The 16,620-nt window shown below is 54.3% G+C and carries 15 protein-coding genes and 1 pseudogene; 12 read left to right on the top strand and 4 right to left on the bottom strand.

All coding sequences use genetic code 11. The features are described 5' to 3' along the window. Window positions 1-17 precede the first annotated feature (17 nt). Window positions 18-320 (bottom strand): DUF2782 domain-containing protein, encoded by a 303-nt coding sequence (locus SOJ49_RS19050; protein ID WP_369856049.1) that lies wholly within the window; start codon window positions 318-320, stop codon window positions 18-20. A 103-nt stretch (window positions 321-423) separates the two neighbouring features. Between SOJ49_RS19050 and polA the strand changes: the two genes are divergently transcribed. Beyond that, entirely contained in the window at window positions 424-3,234 is a 2,811-nt protein-coding gene (gene polA / locus SOJ49_RS19045) for a DNA polymerase I (RefSeq protein WP_369856048.1), read from the top strand. A gap of 224 nt (window positions 3,235-3,458) precedes the next feature. Here polA and yihA read toward each other — a convergent pair whose 3' ends face one another. After that, complete coding sequence (gene yihA / locus SOJ49_RS19040) at window positions 3,459-4,160, bottom strand: ribosome biogenesis GTP-binding protein YihA/YsxC (RefSeq protein ID WP_369856047.1); 702 nt, start codon at window positions 4,158-4,160, stop codon at window positions 3,459-3,461. 170 nt (window positions 4,161-4,330) lie between these two features. On the opposite strand from yihA, the gene SOJ49_RS19035 reads away from it, so the two are divergent. From SOJ49_RS19035 to SOJ49_RS18985, 11 genes and pseudogenes are all read left to right on the top strand, one after another. After that, the gene (locus tag SOJ49_RS19035) at window positions 4,331-4,639 is read left to right on the top strand and encodes a cytochrome c5 family protein (RefSeq protein WP_369856046.1); all 309 of its coding nucleotides are present in this window, start codon (window positions 4,331-4,333) and stop codon (window positions 4,637-4,639) included. Window positions 4,640-4,699: 60 nt separating this feature from the next. Further along, a complete protein-coding gene (locus SOJ49_RS19030) occupies window positions 4,700-5,326 on the top strand; it encodes a cytochrome c (protein ID WP_369856045.1) in 627 nt (208 codons plus the stop codon). 178 nt (window positions 5,327-5,504) lie between these two features. Further along, on the top strand, window positions 5,505-6,137 hold the full coding sequence (locus SOJ49_RS19025) for a thiol:disulfide interchange protein DsbA/DsbL (protein ID WP_369856044.1): 633 nt from the start codon (window positions 5,505-5,507) through the stop codon (window positions 6,135-6,137). Window positions 6,138-6,396: 259 nt separating this feature from the next. Next, a complete protein-coding gene (glmS, locus tag SOJ49_RS19020; protein WP_369856043.1) occupies window positions 6,397-8,220 on the top strand; it encodes a glutamine--fructose-6-phosphate transaminase (isomerizing) in 1,824 nt (607 codons plus the stop codon). Window positions 8,221-8,415: 195 nt separating this feature from the next. Next, window positions 8,416-8,538 (top strand): hypothetical protein, encoded by a 123-nt coding sequence (locus tag SOJ49_RS19015; RefSeq protein ID WP_369856042.1) that lies wholly within the window; start codon window positions 8,416-8,418, stop codon window positions 8,536-8,538. A 74-nt stretch (window positions 8,539-8,612) separates the two neighbouring features. Beyond that, window positions 8,613-8,789 carry a hypothetical protein gene (locus SOJ49_RS19010; RefSeq protein WP_369856041.1) on the top strand — a complete coding sequence of 59 codons (177 nt, stop codon included), beginning with the start codon at window positions 8,613-8,615 and terminating at the stop codon, window positions 8,787-8,789. Between the two features lie 42 nt (window positions 8,790-8,831). Then, window positions 8,832-9,935, top strand: coding sequence for an AAA family ATPase (locus SOJ49_RS19005; RefSeq protein WP_369856040.1), 1,104 nt, complete (start codon window positions 8,832-8,834; stop codon window positions 9,933-9,935). Further along, a complete protein-coding gene (locus tag SOJ49_RS19000) occupies window positions 9,932-10,606 on the top strand; it encodes a DUF4276 family protein (RefSeq protein WP_369856039.1) in 675 nt (224 codons plus the stop codon). The genes SOJ49_RS19005 and SOJ49_RS19000 overlap by 4 nt, the downstream gene beginning before the upstream one ends. A 508-nt stretch (window positions 10,607-11,114) precedes the next feature. Then, a complete protein-coding gene (locus SOJ49_RS18995; RefSeq protein ID WP_369856038.1) occupies window positions 11,115-11,426 on the top strand; it encodes an IS66 family insertion sequence element accessory protein TnpB in 312 nt (103 codons plus the stop codon). Further along, complete coding sequence (tnpB, locus tag SOJ49_RS18990; RefSeq protein WP_369856037.1) at window positions 11,426-11,812, top strand: IS66 family insertion sequence element accessory protein TnpB; 387 nt, start codon at window positions 11,426-11,428, stop codon at window positions 11,810-11,812. The genes SOJ49_RS18995 and tnpB overlap by 1 nt, the downstream gene beginning before the upstream one ends. Before the next feature lie 26 nt (window positions 11,813-11,838). Next, window positions 11,839-13,451 (top strand): annotated as a pseudogene (locus tag SOJ49_RS18985) (IS66 family transposase). A gap of 216 nt (window positions 13,452-13,667) precedes the next feature. On the opposite strand, the gene SOJ49_RS18980 reads toward SOJ49_RS18985, so the two are convergent. Continuing rightward, window positions 13,668-14,864 carry an alkene reductase gene (locus SOJ49_RS18980; protein WP_369856036.1) on the bottom strand — a complete coding sequence of 399 codons (1,197 nt, stop codon included), beginning with the start codon at window positions 14,862-14,864 and terminating at the stop codon, window positions 13,668-13,670. Between the two features lie 234 nt (window positions 14,865-15,098). Continuing rightward, entirely contained in the window at window positions 15,099-16,577 is a 1,479-nt protein-coding gene (locus tag SOJ49_RS18975) for an MFS transporter (protein ID WP_369856035.1), read from the bottom strand. Between the last annotated feature and the right edge of the window lie 43 nt (window positions 16,578-16,620).

Genomic DNA, 16,620 nt, shown 5'->3' with positions numbered 1-16,620 from the left:
GTTATATCGAATCCGCTTTACCAGCGGAAGATCACCCACTTGGGCACGACGATATCCGGGTTGTCCTTGCGGACAAAGTCCTCGCCCTGAGCTTCTGGCACCAGGTAGTAAGGCTTGCCAACTTTAGGCTCGACCTTGATTTCGACCAACTTGCCGTTGACGCGGAACTCGTAGAAGGTTTTGTCGCCATCATTCCGAATCGTGACCGATTCACCGCTTGGGTCGGCAGCAAAGCCAGAGGTTGAAAACAGCGCTGAAGCCAGAGTGACGCCAAGCGCGGCGGCAATACGACGGAGGTTCAGACGAGTCGGGGTCTTCATGTTAGGATGCCTTCCAATTTTAGTTCTTCCTCATTGTATGCCGACCCGGACGCGAACCCCAGCGCTAGCGTCCGGGTTTTGCCGAGTCTACAGGAATTCTGTTATGTCCAAGTCTGTTGTTCTTATCGACGGATCTTCCTATCTGTTCCGCGCCTTTCACGCCATTCCGTTGCTGACCAACTCCCGAGGTGTTCACACCAATGCGGTGAAAGGCGTGATCAGCATGATCAAACGACTGCAAAAAGACTATCCAGACGCTCAGATGGTGGCGGTGTTTGATGCCAAGGGCAAAACCTTTCGCAACGACATGTACCCGGAGTACAAGGCCCATCGTCCACCGATGCCGGATGAGCTGCGTGAACAGATTGAGCCGATCCATAACATCATTCGTGCCATGGGCTTGCCGTTGCTGATTATCGACGGCGTTGAAGCCGACGATGTGATTGGCACCCTGGCGGTGCAGGCAGAATCGAGCGGCTGTCAGGTGATTGTCTCCACCGGCGACAAGGACATGGCGCAGCTGGTGGATTCTCATGTCTCGCTGATCAACACCATGACCAACACCTTTTTGGACGTGGAAGGGGTGAAAGAGAAATTTGGCGTACCGCCTGAGCATATCATCGACTACCTGGCGCTGATGGGCGACAAGGTCGATAACATTCCCGGCGTGCCCAAGGTCGGTGAAAAAACCGCCGTCGGGCTGGTGGCCGGGCTGGGCTCACTGGAAGAGATTTACGCCAACCTCGACAAGGTCAAAGACCTGGCGTTTCGCGGTGCCAAAACCATGGCCGTAAAGCTGGAAGAGCACCAGGAGCAGGCGTTTTTGTCTAAACAACTGGCGACCATCAAATGCGATGTCGCGCTGGAACAGCCCCTCGGCGAGCTGAAAAGCACAGCGACCGACAAGACCGCGTTGCTGGAACTGTACCGCAATATGGAATTCAAGGCCTGGATTGCCGAGCTGACGGATGAGACGACGAACCGTCCTGCTAACACCAGTGCTGCCACCAGCTCCGAGACAGCCAGCTCAGAGGAAAGCCGTGCGACGATGGCAGAAGCGGGAGCAGACACTGACAAAGAAGACGTCATTGTCAGTGCCGAGCCAGGCCAGTACGACATGGTACTGACACAAGCTGTGCTCGACGGCTGGATTGAACAGCTAAAAACCAGCGAGTTGTTTGCCTTTGATACCGAAACCACCTCGCTCAACTACAAGGATGCCCGTATCGTCGGCGTCTCGTTTGCGGTGGCCGTCGGCAAGGCCGCCTATGTGCCACTGGCGCACGACTACGAAGGCGCACCAGTACAGCTCGACCGCGAGGCAGTACTGGCGCAACTCAAACCGCTGCTGGAAGACAACAAACTGAAAAAAGTTGGTCAGCACATGAAATACGACGCCCACGTACTGGCCAACCACGGCATTAACCTGCAAGGAGTCCAGTTCGACACCCAGTTGGAAAGCTACGTGCTGGATTCCGTGGCGACCCGTCACGATATGGACAGCCTGGCGTTAAAATATCTGGGTTACAAAACCACGAGTTTTGAAGACGTGGCTGGCAAGGGCGCCAAACAGAAAACGTTCAATCAGGTGGAACTGGACGTCGCCGGGCCATACGCAGCCGAAGATGCCGACATCACCCTGCGACTGCATCAGACGTTATGGCCAAAACTGCAACAACAGGGCGCGCTGGCCAAGGTGTTTACCGACATCGAAATGCCCGCCATGCCGATATTAACCGCGATGGAGTCTCTCGGGGCCTTGATCGACGCGGATAAACTGCATGAGCAAAGTGCCGAGCTGGAGCAAAAGCTGCAACAGCTGGAACAGCAGGCCCACGACGTTGCCGGACAGGTTTTTAACCTCGGTTCACCGAAACAGCTGGGAGAAATTCTCTACCAGAAACTCGGGTTACCGGTAAAAAAGAAAACCCCCAAAGGCGCGCCGTCTACCGCTGAAGACGTGCTGGTCGAGCTGGCGGACGAAGGTCATGAACTGCCAAAAATCATTCTCGAAAACCGCAGCTTATCGAAGTTAAAAAGCACCTACACCGACAAACTGCCGACCATGATTGCCGGTTCCACCGGTCGGGTGCACACCTCCTACCATCAGGCTGTGGCGGCCACCGGGCGTTTGTCGTCCAGTGATCCGAACCTGCAAAACATCCCGATTCGCTCCGAAGAAGGACGCCGGATTCGCCAGGCCTTTATCGCTCCTCCAGGCTACAAGCTGGTGGCGGCTGACTACTCTCAAATTGAATTGCGCATCATGGCACACCTGTCCGGTGATGCCGGGTTGCTGAAAGCCTTCAGCGAAGGGCGCGACGTACACCGCGCCACCGCAGCGGAAGTGTTTGGCGTTAGCGAAGCTGACGTCACCGACAACCAGCGCCGCAGCGCCAAGGCAATCAACTTTGGCCTGATCTATGGTATGTCGGCGTTTGGACTGGCCAAGCAGCTGGGCATTGGTCGTGGCGAAGCCCAGGATTACGTCAATCTCTACTTCGAACGTTACCCCGGTGTCCGTGATTATATGGACAATACCCGCGAACACGCCAAAGACCTGGGCTATGTCGAAACCATCTTTGGTCGCCGCTTGTACCTGCCAGAAATCAAATCCCGCAACGCTCCCCGTCGCCAGCACGCTGAGCGCACGGCGATCAACGCGCCGATGCAGGGCAGTGCCGCCGACATTATCAAGCGCGCCATGATCCGGGTAGCCAACTGGTTGCCGGATTCCGGTTTTGATGCTCGCATGATCATGCAGGTACACGATGAACTGGTGCTGGAGGTAAAAGCGGATCAGGCCGAGGGGTTTGCCGAAGCGCTGAAGCAGCAGATGCAGGACGCCGCCGAGTTACGCGTGCCCTTGCTGGTTGACGCCGGTATTGGCGACAACTGGGACGAGGCACACTGAGTCAGGCCGATAAAAAAAGACCCGGACGCAGTGGAGACGACGGCCGGGTCAACTTCGGATTCTGGGGGAATGACCGAAGGATAGAACTGTTTGTGCCGCAGCTGTCTGCGTCACCATTCCGTGCGGGGAATTGTTTCACTATAGAAGAGGGAAACGCTGACAAAGTTCCTGTGGGCAGAAATTCTGTAGCGTTTTGTAATAAGATGTGACGCTGTTCGCAGCCGTCAGGGATCGGGGGACTGATCAGCGATATCCTGGCTGACAGGCGTAGCATCGGGGTCTGCATCGAGGTCTGAATCAACAGGGGTGTTGGTTTCTGGCAAGAACCAGCTGTTCAGACGCTGTTTTAGCTCATCTAGACCATCGCCATTCAGTGACGAGAACATCTGTACCGAGACGGCAGTCGAGCTGTTACGAATTGCCTGAGAAACCTGCAACAGCGCACTTTTGGCAGCGCCACGCTTGAGTTTATCGGACTTCGTCAGTACCAGATGCAGTGGCATACCGTTATCATTGGCCCATTCAAGCATGCGCTTGTCATAATCGGTCAGTGGATGACGTATATCCATTAGTAGTACCAGACCCGCTAGTGCATCGCGTTTTTGCAGGTAATTGCCGAGCTCTTTCTGCCAGGCATTTTTGACACCGATAGGGACTTTGGCGTAGCCGTAGCCCGGTAAGTCGACCAGTGCCAGCGGCAGTTCACCGAGCTGGAAATAGTTGATCAGCTGCGTACGGCCAGGCGTTTTACTGGTTCTGGCCAGTTTTTTCTGACCCGTAAGCCGATTGAGTGCGCTGGATTTCCCCGCGTTGGAGCGGCCGGCAAAGGCGACTTCACGGGTAATTTCGCCAGGACATTGGCTCAATGTGGCGGCACTACGAAGGTAGTGGGTCTTGGTGTAAGTCAATGAATCCTGGTTTGGCATAGGGTAAACGTAATGACCGTCCGGTTTTTGATGATATATAATGCTTGGCCTTTAAAAGGCGTCGCCAGTCTACCACAGGGTGTAACATTCCGGGCGGAGTCTCTGGTGCAAGCCGAGTATAGTGAAAAATTAGCCTGATCTTATAACGACCGATGAGAGAGAACTTCACAATGACCAAATTTCTGGCCCTGCTTGCGGTGTCTGCCGCCGCGATGTCTGCCAACGTTAACGCATTTGATGCGGAAGCCAAATTCAATACATCATGCGGTGCGTGTCATGCCCCACAAGTTGCGCCGATGATCGGTTCTCCTGCTGCCTTCAGTGCTGAAGCCTGGGCTCCGCGTCTGGAAAAAGGCATGGATACACTGGTAAGCCACGTGACCAACGGTTTTAATGCCATGCCTCCACGCGGACTCTGCATGGATTGCACCGCCGAAGACTACAAAGCGCTGATTACTTATATGTCGACGCCCAAGTAAAGCAGTAGCGACGAACGTCGACTGCGACGACAAGAATTAACTTACTAACTGGATCTGACGATGAAAAACCTGTTGATTGGCCTGATTGTTTCAGCCGGACTGATGTCCGCGGCCCACGCTGGTGAAGCGGCCTCCGCCTACCAGGGCGATGCCGATGCTGGCAAAGCAAAGTCTGCTACCTGTGCTGCTTGCCACGGTGCAGACGGTAACAGCATGGTGCCAACATTCCCTAAACTTGCTGGACAGGGAGAGCGCTACCTGATCAAGCAGATCAAGGATATTCGTGACGGTCGTCGTCAGGTTCTTGAAATGGCTGCGTTTGTAGCCGCATTGACCGACAACGATATCGCCGACCTGGCAGCCCACTTCAGCGCCCAGACACCGAACGGTGCCGGTGCCAAAGAAGAACTGGTTGAACTGGGACAGAAAATTTACCGTTCCGGTATCGAATCCAAAGGCGTACCCGCCTGTATGGCGTGTCACGGCCCCAACGGTAAAGGTGTTGCTCTGGCCGGGTTCCCGATGCTGTCTGGACAGTACGATGCCTATATTTCCAAGCAGCTGCATGATTTCAGCTCCGGTGCCCGTACCAACGACGGTGACAGCCGCATGATGCGTGACACTGCTTACCGTTTGCACGATTCCGAAATCGCAGCAGTCGCGTCTTACATTCAGGGTTTGCGTTAATCGCAGCCTGATAAAAAAGCGGCCTTGGCCGCTTTTTTTCTGTGTTTTTTTGCCTGAATGATCTGGCACTAAACAGAATACATGGCCACTGGCCGGGTAGGTGATTCGGAACCTTTGTGTGAAAATGCACCTAACTGGCCAACCTGACTGGCGACTTTAACTCTGAATGGAGATGTTTATGCTTATGCTGATCAAACGATGGATGGCAGTCCCGCTGCTGTTGATTAGCTCTCTCACCTTGGCGGCAGAATACGAAGCCGGTGTGAATTACGATGTTCTGGCCGATCCTGTACCGGTCATGGCAGATGGCAAGGTGCATGTGGAAGAAGCCTTCTGGTATGGCTGTCCGCACTGCTTTCACCTTGATGAATCCTTGAGCCAATGGGTAAGCAGCTTACCCGCTGATGTCGAATTTACCCGCGTACCGGCAATGTTTGGCCGTGCCTGGGTATCCCATGCGCAATTATATTACGTTGCCGACGTGCTGGGCATTCTCGACAAGGTACATACCCCGATTTTCCGCGCCATTCATCTGGAAAAGCAGCGCTTGCTCGACAAGGATGACCAACGTGATTTTCTGGTCAAGCATGGTGGCATTACGGCGGAACAATTTGACAAGGCGTATGACAACTTTGCCGTCAAATCCCGCATGAGCCAGGCTGACAAACGTATTCGTTCGTTCAAAATCAGCGGTGTACCAGCGCTGATTGTTGACGGTAAATACGTGGTCTCTGCCAGCACCGCAGGTGGTCAGGATAAAATGACCGCCGTGGTGGATTTCCTCATCGAAAAAGAACGCGCCGCCAAATAGTGGCACAAACAAAATAGTGACACAGAGGGGTTGGCCTGAGACATTGGGCCAATTCCTTGCCTTCCTTCCGGTTCTACCCTCACCATCATGGCCGCTGCATGGCCTCATTAAGACCCTTGCATGGCCTCAGATCGTCAGAGGGTGCGTACTGCACACCATCTAGCGCGATTCCACAGATCCCTGCGCATCGAAAATAGCGGATTGTGGTAACCTCTCGCCTTCCAATTCAGTGTGTCGGGTTATCTTCAGGAGTATTGGTATGTGTGGCATTGTCGGAGCCGTGGCCCAGCGGGATGTTGTCGAAATATTGCTGGAAGGCCTGCGCCGCCTCGAATACCGGGGCTACGATTCCGCCGGAGTCGCCATTATTGATGCCACCGCTGCCAACCCCCAGCTAACCCGAGTACGGCGTCTGGGCAAGGTACAGGCATTAGCCGACGCCGTGGCGGAAAACGGTCTTCCCGGTGGTTTGGGTATTGCCCATACTCGTTGGGCAACCCACGGCGAACCTTCGGAAGCCAACGCCCACCCCCATGTCTCCGGTGATATCGCCGTGGTACACAACGGCATCATTGAAAACCACGCCAGCCTGCGTCGTGAACTGCAGGCCGACGGCTACCGCTTCCAATCCCAGACCGACACCGAAGTGATCGCCCACCTGATTGCCCGCGAAGTAAACACCGGTGCAGCGCTGCTGGATGCCGTGAAAAACACCCGCAAGCGCCTTGACGGTGCTTACGGAATGGTCGCCATCAACCGTGCCAGCCCAGACCGGATGGTCGTTGCCCGCTCCGGCAGCCCGCTGGTGATTGGTTACGGTATCGGCGAACACTTCATCGCCTCCGACCAGCTCGCACTGCTGCCCGTGACCCGCAAATTTGCCTTCCTGGAAGAAGGCGACGTGGCAGAAATTACCCGTCAGAGCGTACAGATATTCAATATCGACAACGAACGGGTTGAGCGAGAAACCCGCGAAACCTCCGTCGAACACGATGCCGGTGACAAAGGCGAATATCGCCACTACATGCTCAAGGAAATCCACGAACAGCCCCAGGCCATCGCCAACACACTGGAAGGTCGCTTGCACAATGGCCAGCTCAACCTCGAAGCGCTGGGCGACCTCAGTGGTATCGACAACGTCCAGATCATCGCCTGCGGCACCAGCTACCATGCTGGCGTCACCGCCCGCTACTGGATCGAAGCACTGGCCGGAATCAGCTGTAACGTCGAAATTGCCTCCGAATTCCGCTATCGCAAACCCGTTGTCAAACCCAACACCCTGCTGGTGACCATCTCCCAGAGTGGCGAAACCGCCGACACCCTGGCGGCCTTGAAACTGGCCAAACAACTGGGCTTTCGCAAAACCCTGACCATCTGCAACGTCCCCGGCTCATCACTGGTACGCGAATCCGACATGGCCCTGATGACCCGCGCCGGGGCAGAAATAGGCGTGGCCTCGACCAAAGCCTTCACCACCCAGCTCACCGCACTGTTACTGCTTACTGCCGGGCTGGCGCAACAACACCCGGATGCCAGCGGCATTCAACAGCGCATTGCCACCGCCCTGGAACAACTGCCAGGGCTGATCCAGCAAGCGCTGGAAATGAACGACCAAATAGAACAACTGGCCGAACGTTTTGCCGACAAACACAACGCCCTGTTCCTTGGCCGTGGCGACCAGTACCCCATTGCCATGGAAGGTGCGCTCAAACTCAAGGAAATCTCCTACATCCACGCCGAAGCCTACGCCGCCGGAGAACTCAAACACGGCCCACTGGCGCTGATCGATGCCGAAATGCCCATCGTCGTCGTGGCACCCCACAACGACCTGGTGGAAAAACTCAAATCCAACATCGAAGAAGTCCGCGCCCGTGGCGGAGAACTCTACGTCTTCGCCGGACAAGCCACCGAAATCACCCCCGCCGACAATATGATCGTACTGTCGATGCCCACCTGCGACGACCTCATCGCCCCGATTGTCTACACCTTGCCGCTGCAATTGCTGAGCTACCACGTCGCTATTATCAAAGGCACCGACGTTGATCAGCCGAGGAATCTGGCCAAAAGCGTGACGGTGGAGTAAAGCGGGTGGGAGAGTACTCGTGCTTTGTGTCGTATCGAAATAAAGTGAGTCACTAACTAATAAAATCGATAACCTTGAACGCCTGTGGCAGAGTCATGTTATCTCCATCGGTGTTCATGGAATGACCAATTCAAAGCTGAACGGGACGAGTGCCCGATAGACCACAATCAGGGTCTTACCTTGCAGGGAATTGTTATGTCGTCTTCTTCCATTACTGACTATCACGCCAAGTACTTCGCCTTTGAGCTGACTCGCCAGCGTCGTGGCGGTGATGTCGGTCGATTGAGCAATTCGCTTTTGACGCCTCGGCCGATCTGAATCCCCACCAGATCGGTGCTGCTTTATTTGCTTTGCAAAGCCCGGCCAATGCCAGTATCCAGCTGGATGCCTTTTTGATCTCCAATACTCCCAAAGCAACCTTGCTAGGAGACTGGCGAGACGATCCCGGTAATCCGGTGACAGAGCAGCAGTTGGAAGATTGGCATGTACTGTTTGAACAGGATGGGGTGGAAGCGATTCGGGGATATGGTCAAATTAATAGCCTGAATGGTGTCGGTTCAGGCTATTAATGATGAATATTGAGAGTAGATTGAATAAAAAACGAGGTAGTGATGAAACTCACTGAACTGGAAATCAAAGGGTTCAAGTCTATTGACGGCGCAGGGCAAACAATTGCCTTTGGTGATGTCACCATACTGCTGGGTGCCAATGGGGCGGGTAAAAGCAATCTGATTTCTTTTTTCCGGATGCTGGGTTACATGGCCACGGCTTCGATACAGGTATATGTAGGTAAACACGGAGCCAGTCAATTACTTCATTACGGCCCAAAAGTTACTGATTGTATTGAGTTTTCAGTCTCTGTTTGCAGTGAAGGTCGAGTTGAAACCTATGTGATTGAATTGATGTGGGGAACACATGACCGATTATTCGTCAGCAAGAATTCAATAATCACTACTAATCTTCTTACTGGTGAGAAAGTTGAATCGTTAATAGGTTCTGGTGAATTTCTTGAAAAAGATGGCGAAACACCAATACGGCCCCCTGTGGTGGATTGGCTAAGTAAAGTCCGCGACTACCAGTTTCACGACACGTCTGACACAGCTCGTATCAAAGATCGGGTTTATATTGATGATGCTGCTTGCCTGCGCAGTGATGCCGGTAACCTGGCGGCCTTTTTGAAAAATCTCAAAAACACCGAGAAATACAAGCCGTATTACCAGCGTATCGTTCGCCATGTGCAAAAAGTGATGCCTCAGTTTGGTGATTTTGCGTTGGATACCGTGCCGGGTAACGAGCGTTATGTGCGATTAAACTGGCAAGACAAGCTGCGCCCGGATTACCTGTTTGGGCCTGATCAGATTTCCGATGGTTCGTTACGCTTTATGGCACTGGCGACTTTGCTGATGCAGCCTCCGGAGCTGATGCCCAAAGTGATTGTGTTGGATGAACCTGAGCTGGGTCTGCACCCGGCAGCCACTATGGAGCTGGCGGGTTTGATCAAGCGTGCATCACATCATGTACAGATTATTGTAGCGACTCAGTCTACCCGGCTGGTCGATGAATATTCTCCCGAGCAAGTCGTAGTGGTAGAGCGAGATGAGCAAAGTGGTGCCAGTCAGTTTCGCCGCCTGGATACGGTGAAACTGGCCAGTTGGCTGGATCGTTACAGCTTGTCAGAGTTGTGGGAAAAGAATGTGCTGGGAGGCAAGCCGTGATTCGTCTGCACTTTATTGTGGAAGGTCAAACGGAAGAGGCCTTTGTGAACCAGATATTAAAGCCATACCTGGCCCAATATCAGGTCTATGCGGATGCTCGTTGTGTGGAAACCAGTCGTGACCGTCGAGCAGGTAAAGTCTACAAGGGTGGGATGACAACCTATGCCAAAGCAAAAAATGACATTATGGCGTGGGTTGCAGAAGACAGAGGTAAAAGCGTGCGCTTCACCACCATGTTTGATTTATACTCACTCCCTGGTGATTTTCCGGGGTATGAGCAGGCAATTCGTGAACTGAATGCATACCGTCGGGTTGAGCAGCTTGAAACTGAGCTGGCACAAGACATCAATGAACGTCGGTTTATTCCTTATATTCAGTTACACGAATTTGAAGCCTTGATACTGGCACAGCCCTCCGCGCTGGATTGGGAATACCTGGAACATGACAAGGTTATTCAGAACCTGGTGAATATGGTTGGAGAGCAAAACCCGGAGTTGATCAACCAGGGACGTGAAACAGCGCCATCCAAGCGAATCCTCAAGGAAATACCAGAATACGACAAAGTGACGTCAGGGGTGTCTGTGGCTGAATACATTGGATTGGATGTATTGCGGCAGAAGTGTGGTCACTTTGATCAATGGCTGACAAAACTGGATCGGTTGGAGAGTTAATAGTAATAATATCGAATCAGCGGTTGATGTTATCCACTCAAAAAAGAAAAAAGCACATCATCCGATAGCGGCTTTTTCTATCTCGAATAAGCTTGATTTCAACAACGCAAGATCCAGTACCATCACGTTGAATTGAAACAGCTTCTCAACATGTCGGTTTGTATCCCGACGCCCACCAGTTCAATCCCATTGCGTTCACAGGCTGATGATGTCCTGAGTTTGTTCTTGATGATCCGGTTTTCCATCGGTAATCACCATGATGATTTTCCGTTCCACCTGACGGTAGATCAGTTGGCTGGCGGCGTACTAAGGAATCTGTGGCATTTTGTCAGAACCCTTTTGAAACCTTTCCCGGAGGGGAGGGGGTCAATACTTGCCGTATTCTGTGTACAAGATCGTGTCGAACCCATCAACCCGTTGATTCGTAAGCGCCCAAGAATCAGCACCTGTTTTTCATCCAGTCGCCGCTCCAGACTGATTCCATCGTCACACACACGAGGAATCCGTCATGACCCATCAAGAACGCACCCAGCATTGGCAACAGCAACTCGATAACTGGCGCGACTCTGGATTATCCGGGGCCGTCTTCTGCAAGCAGCATGAGCTGTCGTACCATCAGTTCACCTACTGGCGTCGCAAGCGTCTGAAGGCTGACGGTGACCCACTTCAATCAGAGGGCACCTCGGGGTTTGCCCGTGTCACATGCCTGCCAAGTCAGCCGATGGATGAGCTGACCCTGGCCCTCCCGGGTGGCCTGACGATCACTGGCATGCACGCTGGCAATATTGAGCTATTGGGCATGATCCTGAGGCAGCTTTGATGAAATCCCGTTATCTGCGTCCGGCAGTGGACACACCCGAGATCTATCTCTACCGTGCACCGGTCGATTTTCGCAAACAGGCCAGTGGCCTGGCGCTGTTGGTCGAGCAGGAACTGGGGCGCAGCCCCTTTACCGGCGCGCTCTATGCCTTCACCAATCGCCAGCGCAACAAGATCAAATGCCTGATGTGGGAAGACAACGGCTTCGTGCTCTATTACAAGGCGCTGGCCGAGGAAAAGTTCAAGTGGCCGAAGGTGGCAGACGAACTGCTGCCGCTGACCGGTGAGCAGATCAACTGGTTACTCGACGGCTATGACATCAGCCTGCTCAAGGGTCATAAAACCCTCCAGTATGAGGCCCTGGATAGCACTTATTACATGCCATAACTGGCTGTTTTGCTATAACTTACGGCATGCAAAGATCACCGAAACAGCGTGTTGGAACACCCGGTATCAGCGGCTTGTCTGCCGCTGAACTGCTGTCGTTTGTGGCTGATTTGCAACAACAACTGGTCGTTCAAGAGGCTGAGCATGATCAAGCACTTGCGCAACGCGACCAGACGATCAAGCAACGCGAGAACTACATCCAACTCCTCGAAGAACTGCTGCGTCTGAAGCAGGTATATCCAGAAGTTCGCCGCCAGCAGCGAGAAGCAGGCTCACCAACACCACCTCTTCGATGAAGTCGAGCTGGAAGCCGAGATCGAGGCCCTACGCGATCAGCTTCCAGATGATGTCGACGAAAATAATCCTCGCACTTCGAGCAAGCGCCGCTACCGTGGCTTCTCTGATACGTTGCTGCGTGAGCGCATCGAACTGACTCTGAGCGATGAAGAGAAAACGGGGCCCAACAAGACCTTCTTCACCAAGGTGAAGGAAGAACTGCAGTTCATTCCGGCGCAGCTGAAGGTGCTGGAATACTGGCAGGAAAAAGCCGTCTTCGAGCACGATGACGCAGAACGTATCCTTGCGGCACCGCGACCGCTTCACCCGCTGGGCAAATGCATCGCGACGACATCACTGCTGGCCTACATCATCATCTCCAAGTACGCCGACGGGCTCCCCTGTACCGCCTGGAGCAGATGCTCAAGCGGCACGGCCATGAAGTCAGCCGTACCAGTATGGCGCACTGGATCATCCGGCTGGACGAGGTGTTCAGTCCGCTGATCAACCTGATGCGCGAAGTGCAGAACAGCAGTGACTACCTGCAGGCCGATGAGACTCGGATACAGGTGCTGAAAGAGGATGGCAAAACGGCCCAGTCCGACAAGTGGATGTGGGTCATCCGGGGCGGGCCACCCGATCGGCCATCCGTGTTGTTTGCCTATGATCCGTCCCGTGCCGGCAGCGTCCCTGTGCGCCTGCTCGACGACTTCACTGGCATCCTGCAGGCGGACGGTTACTCCGGTTATGGGCCGGTGTGCTCTGCCAACGGCATCACCCGAATTGGGTGCTGGGATCATGCCCGTCGTAAGTTCGTCGAAGCCTCCAAAGCGGCGCAGACAAAGGGAAAGGCAAGAAGGCCAAGGTCTCCAAAGCCGATATAGGCTTAAGTCACATCAACAAGCTGTATGTGATCGAGCGACAGATCAAAGACCTGAGCGCTCCCGAGCGCCACCGTGTCCGCCAGGAGATAAGCCTGCCCCAACTGAAGGACTTGAGAACATGGCTCGAAGCCAATGTCGGTAAGGTGATGAAAGGCTCCCTGAGCCGTAAAGCCATGGAGTACACCCTGAACCAGTGGGATTATCTGGTGGGTTACTGTGAGCGCGGCGATGTGCATATCAGCAACGTGCTGGCCGAAAACGCCATCCGCCCCTTCGCCGTGGGTCGCCGAGCGTGGTTGTTCGCCGATACACCACAAGGCGCCCGTGCCAGTGCCACCTGCTATTCCCTGATCGAAACCGCCAAGGCCAACGGACTGGAGCCGTCAATATATATTCAGCATGTACTGGATCACATCGCCGAGGCGGATACCCTGGAAAGGCTTGAAGCACTGCTGCCGTGGAATGCGACATTAAGCTGAGTTTGTAGCAAGGAATGAGATTGAGTAACAGGGGGCTGATTTAAGGGCGCTTACGTTGATTCGAACCGACAACCGGCTTTAACCCAATCCATTCGCAAAAGTAACCATTTTAAACCGGGGTACTGACGACTTGTTGTTTCTTCAATAATGGCACTTCTTAAAAAAGGAATCTGGCCATGAAACTATCTCTTGTTGCTGATTCGGGGGTGTTCTCAATCATAGAACGAAGCCTGCTGTCGGTGAACAAGCAGGATCAGGACGCAGCATGATCAGGGTTGAACACCAGATTTGGCAATAACTCGCCTGCTCTCCTCTCCTCTCCCCCCGCCTAACTCCCCGCCTAACTCCCCCGCCCCAACCGCCAGCCAACACCGGATAGTCGGTATACCCTTCGCTACCGGAGGCGTAATACGTTTCCATATTGCCTTCGTTGAGGGCGGCTCCGGTTTGCAGCCGTGCCACCAGATCCGGGTTGGCAATAAAGTCGCGGCCAAAGGCGACGGCATCAACAATACGACCTTCCAGCCGCTGAATGGCGTGGTCGCGGCTGAGGTTCATATTGCCAATCCATACGCCGCTGAAGCGTTGGGCAAGGTCGGGTGTCAGGGCGTTATCATTGCTGAGGTCTTCACGGCTGAAGATGAACGCGATGTGACGTTGGTCAAGGGCTTCCACTACGTAGCCGAAGGTGGCCGCCGGGTCGTCATCTCCCATATCCTGGGTGTCGCAAGCGGGCGACAGGTGGACGCCGACGCGGCTGGCTCCCCACACAGCAATCAGGGCATCGGTGGCTTCGAGCATAAAGCGGGCGCGGTTTTCAATCGGGCCACCGTAGGCATCGGTACGCTGGTTGGTGCTGGTTTGCAGGAACTGGTCGGGCAGGTAGCCATTGGCTCCGTGTAATTCGACGCCATCAAAACCGGCGGCTTTGGCGTTTTCAGCCGCTTGCCGATAAGCCTCGATAATGGCGGGTATTTCATCGGTTGCCAGTGCGCGTGGTACCGGGTACTCGACCTGGGGGCGCAGTAGCCGGACATGGCTGCGCAGGGCAACAGCGCTGGAGGATACTGGTGTTGCTCCGTCCAGGTAGTGCGGGTGCGAGACCCGGCCGACATGCCACAGCTGGCAAACTATTTTGCCGCCTGCTTGATGCACTGCCTCGGTGATGAGTTGCCAGCCTTTGACTTGCTCATCCGACCAGATGCCTGGTGTATCCGGGTAGCCAACTCCCATCGGCATGATGGCGGTGGCTTCGCTGATGATCAGTCCGGCGCTGGCCCGCTGGCGGTAGTACTCAACCATCAGGGCATTGGGAAGACGGCCGGGTGCCCGGCAGCGGGTCAAGGGAGACATAACGATGCGGTTGGCTAATTCCAGATCACCCATCTGGATGGAATCGAACAGGCTGGGCATGGCGGGTGTGCTCCTGAGGTGGTGGCTGTCGGGCATCACTATGCAACATCCGAAAGTGGGAAAACAACCGTACGGGGGGCGCTGCAATAGGACGGTATATTCCGTCTGGAGTCTTATTTTGTGTCAGACAGCCATGCTGCTGTGGCATGTGTATGAACCGGCAGCATGTCTTTAATGTAAACCGGCTTGGCGGTCTCTCCCCGGGTTTTTTGATGAGTAATAAAGACGGGCTGCTCAAACCGTTTGCGGTACGGGTTTGCGGTTAAGGGTTGTCATGATCACACCGGCCAGAATCACAAACACCAGGCAACCTTCGAAGCCGACGGTCAGCTGATGAGCGAGTTGCGTTTCATCGGTCAGCGCTGAGCTGCTACCCGCTTCGGTTGCAGCAACAATGACCACCAGAATGCTCAGGCCCAGGGTGCCACCAAGCTGGTGGGCAACATTAACCATACCGGAGGCTGCGCCGGAATCTTCTTCCCTGATGCCAGCTACGCCGGCGATTGTCAGTGGCCCAAGTACCGCACCGTTACCCAAACCGATCAGCAACATGGGTAAACCAATGGCCAGCCAGTAGTCGCTCCTGCCATCACTCATTGCCAGCCAAGCCATGCCAATACCCAGGATAACCAGCGCCAACAATGCCACGTTGTGGTTGCCGAGTTTGCGCGTCAGGCGCGGTACTTGAGTGGAGGCAACAAAAGTCAGTACGGTGAACGGCAGAAAGGCAATACCAGCCTCAACCGGAGAAAAGCCAAGAATCCGTTGCAATAATTGAGTGGCGAAAAACAGGAAACCAACCATGGCGCCTAAAAACATCATACGGGCCAGATAAGCACTGACTCGTTCACGGCTTTTGAACAAACGCATGGGGAGTAGCGGGGTGGGGTGGCGTGATTCGATACGCAGAAACCAGCCCAGAAAAAGCACTGCTGTGGCGAGACTTGCCAGAGTTATCGCATCTGTCCAGCCTGCCTGGGTGGAATGCACGGTGCCGAACACCAGAGCGCCCATTCCCAGCGTTGAAGTGATGGCTCCGGTGATATCGTAATCGGCCAGCGATTTTTTACCCGCGGGAGGCTGGGCACTCTGGTCGCGCAAGATTTTCCAGGTCGCCAGCATCAATAACAGGCCTACGGGGGCATTCACCCAAAAACCAACGCGCCAGCTTAACAATCCGGCAAACAGCCCTCCAAGTACCAACCCCAAACTGGCTCCGATACCGGCGGTGGCGGCATACCAGGCCAGCGCTTTGATGCGCTTGGGGCCTTCTGGAAAGTAGGATGACAGCAAGGCCAGTGTGGAGGGCGCAAGAATGGCTGCACCAAAACCTTGCAGGGCGCGTCCCCCCAACAAGGCCAGCGGAGATTGAGCCATGGCAATCAGCACTGATGAAAGGGCAAACAAGGCCAGCCCGATCATTAACATACGTTGACGACCCAGCAGATCACCACTGCGTGCGCCCAGTAATAACAGACTGCCGAAGGTCAGGGTGTAGGCATTCTGAACCCAGGACAGCATGGCATTGGAAAACTTCAGCTCGGCCTGAATTTCCGGCAGGCCGGTAATCACAATGGAGATGTCCAGAATAATCATCACATAACAGGCCAGTACCAGTGCGAGTACCTGATTGGGGTTGGTGGTGCTCTTGGTGTTTGTGGTGTGGATGTTGTTGGAGTTCGACAAGCTTGTCTTTGATGCCTGCATCTTCATCGCGGTTTGATCCAAAAGAGTGTATGGCTATATGGAAGCGTTA

The organism is Candidatus Thalassolituus haligoni (assembly GCF_041222825.1).
GTDB lineage: Bacteria > Pseudomonadota > Gammaproteobacteria > Pseudomonadales > Oceanobacteraceae > Oceanobacter > Oceanobacter antarcticus.
Note: the sequence above shows the minus strand (reverse complement) of the source record. Positions and strands in the feature narration are given on the sequence as shown.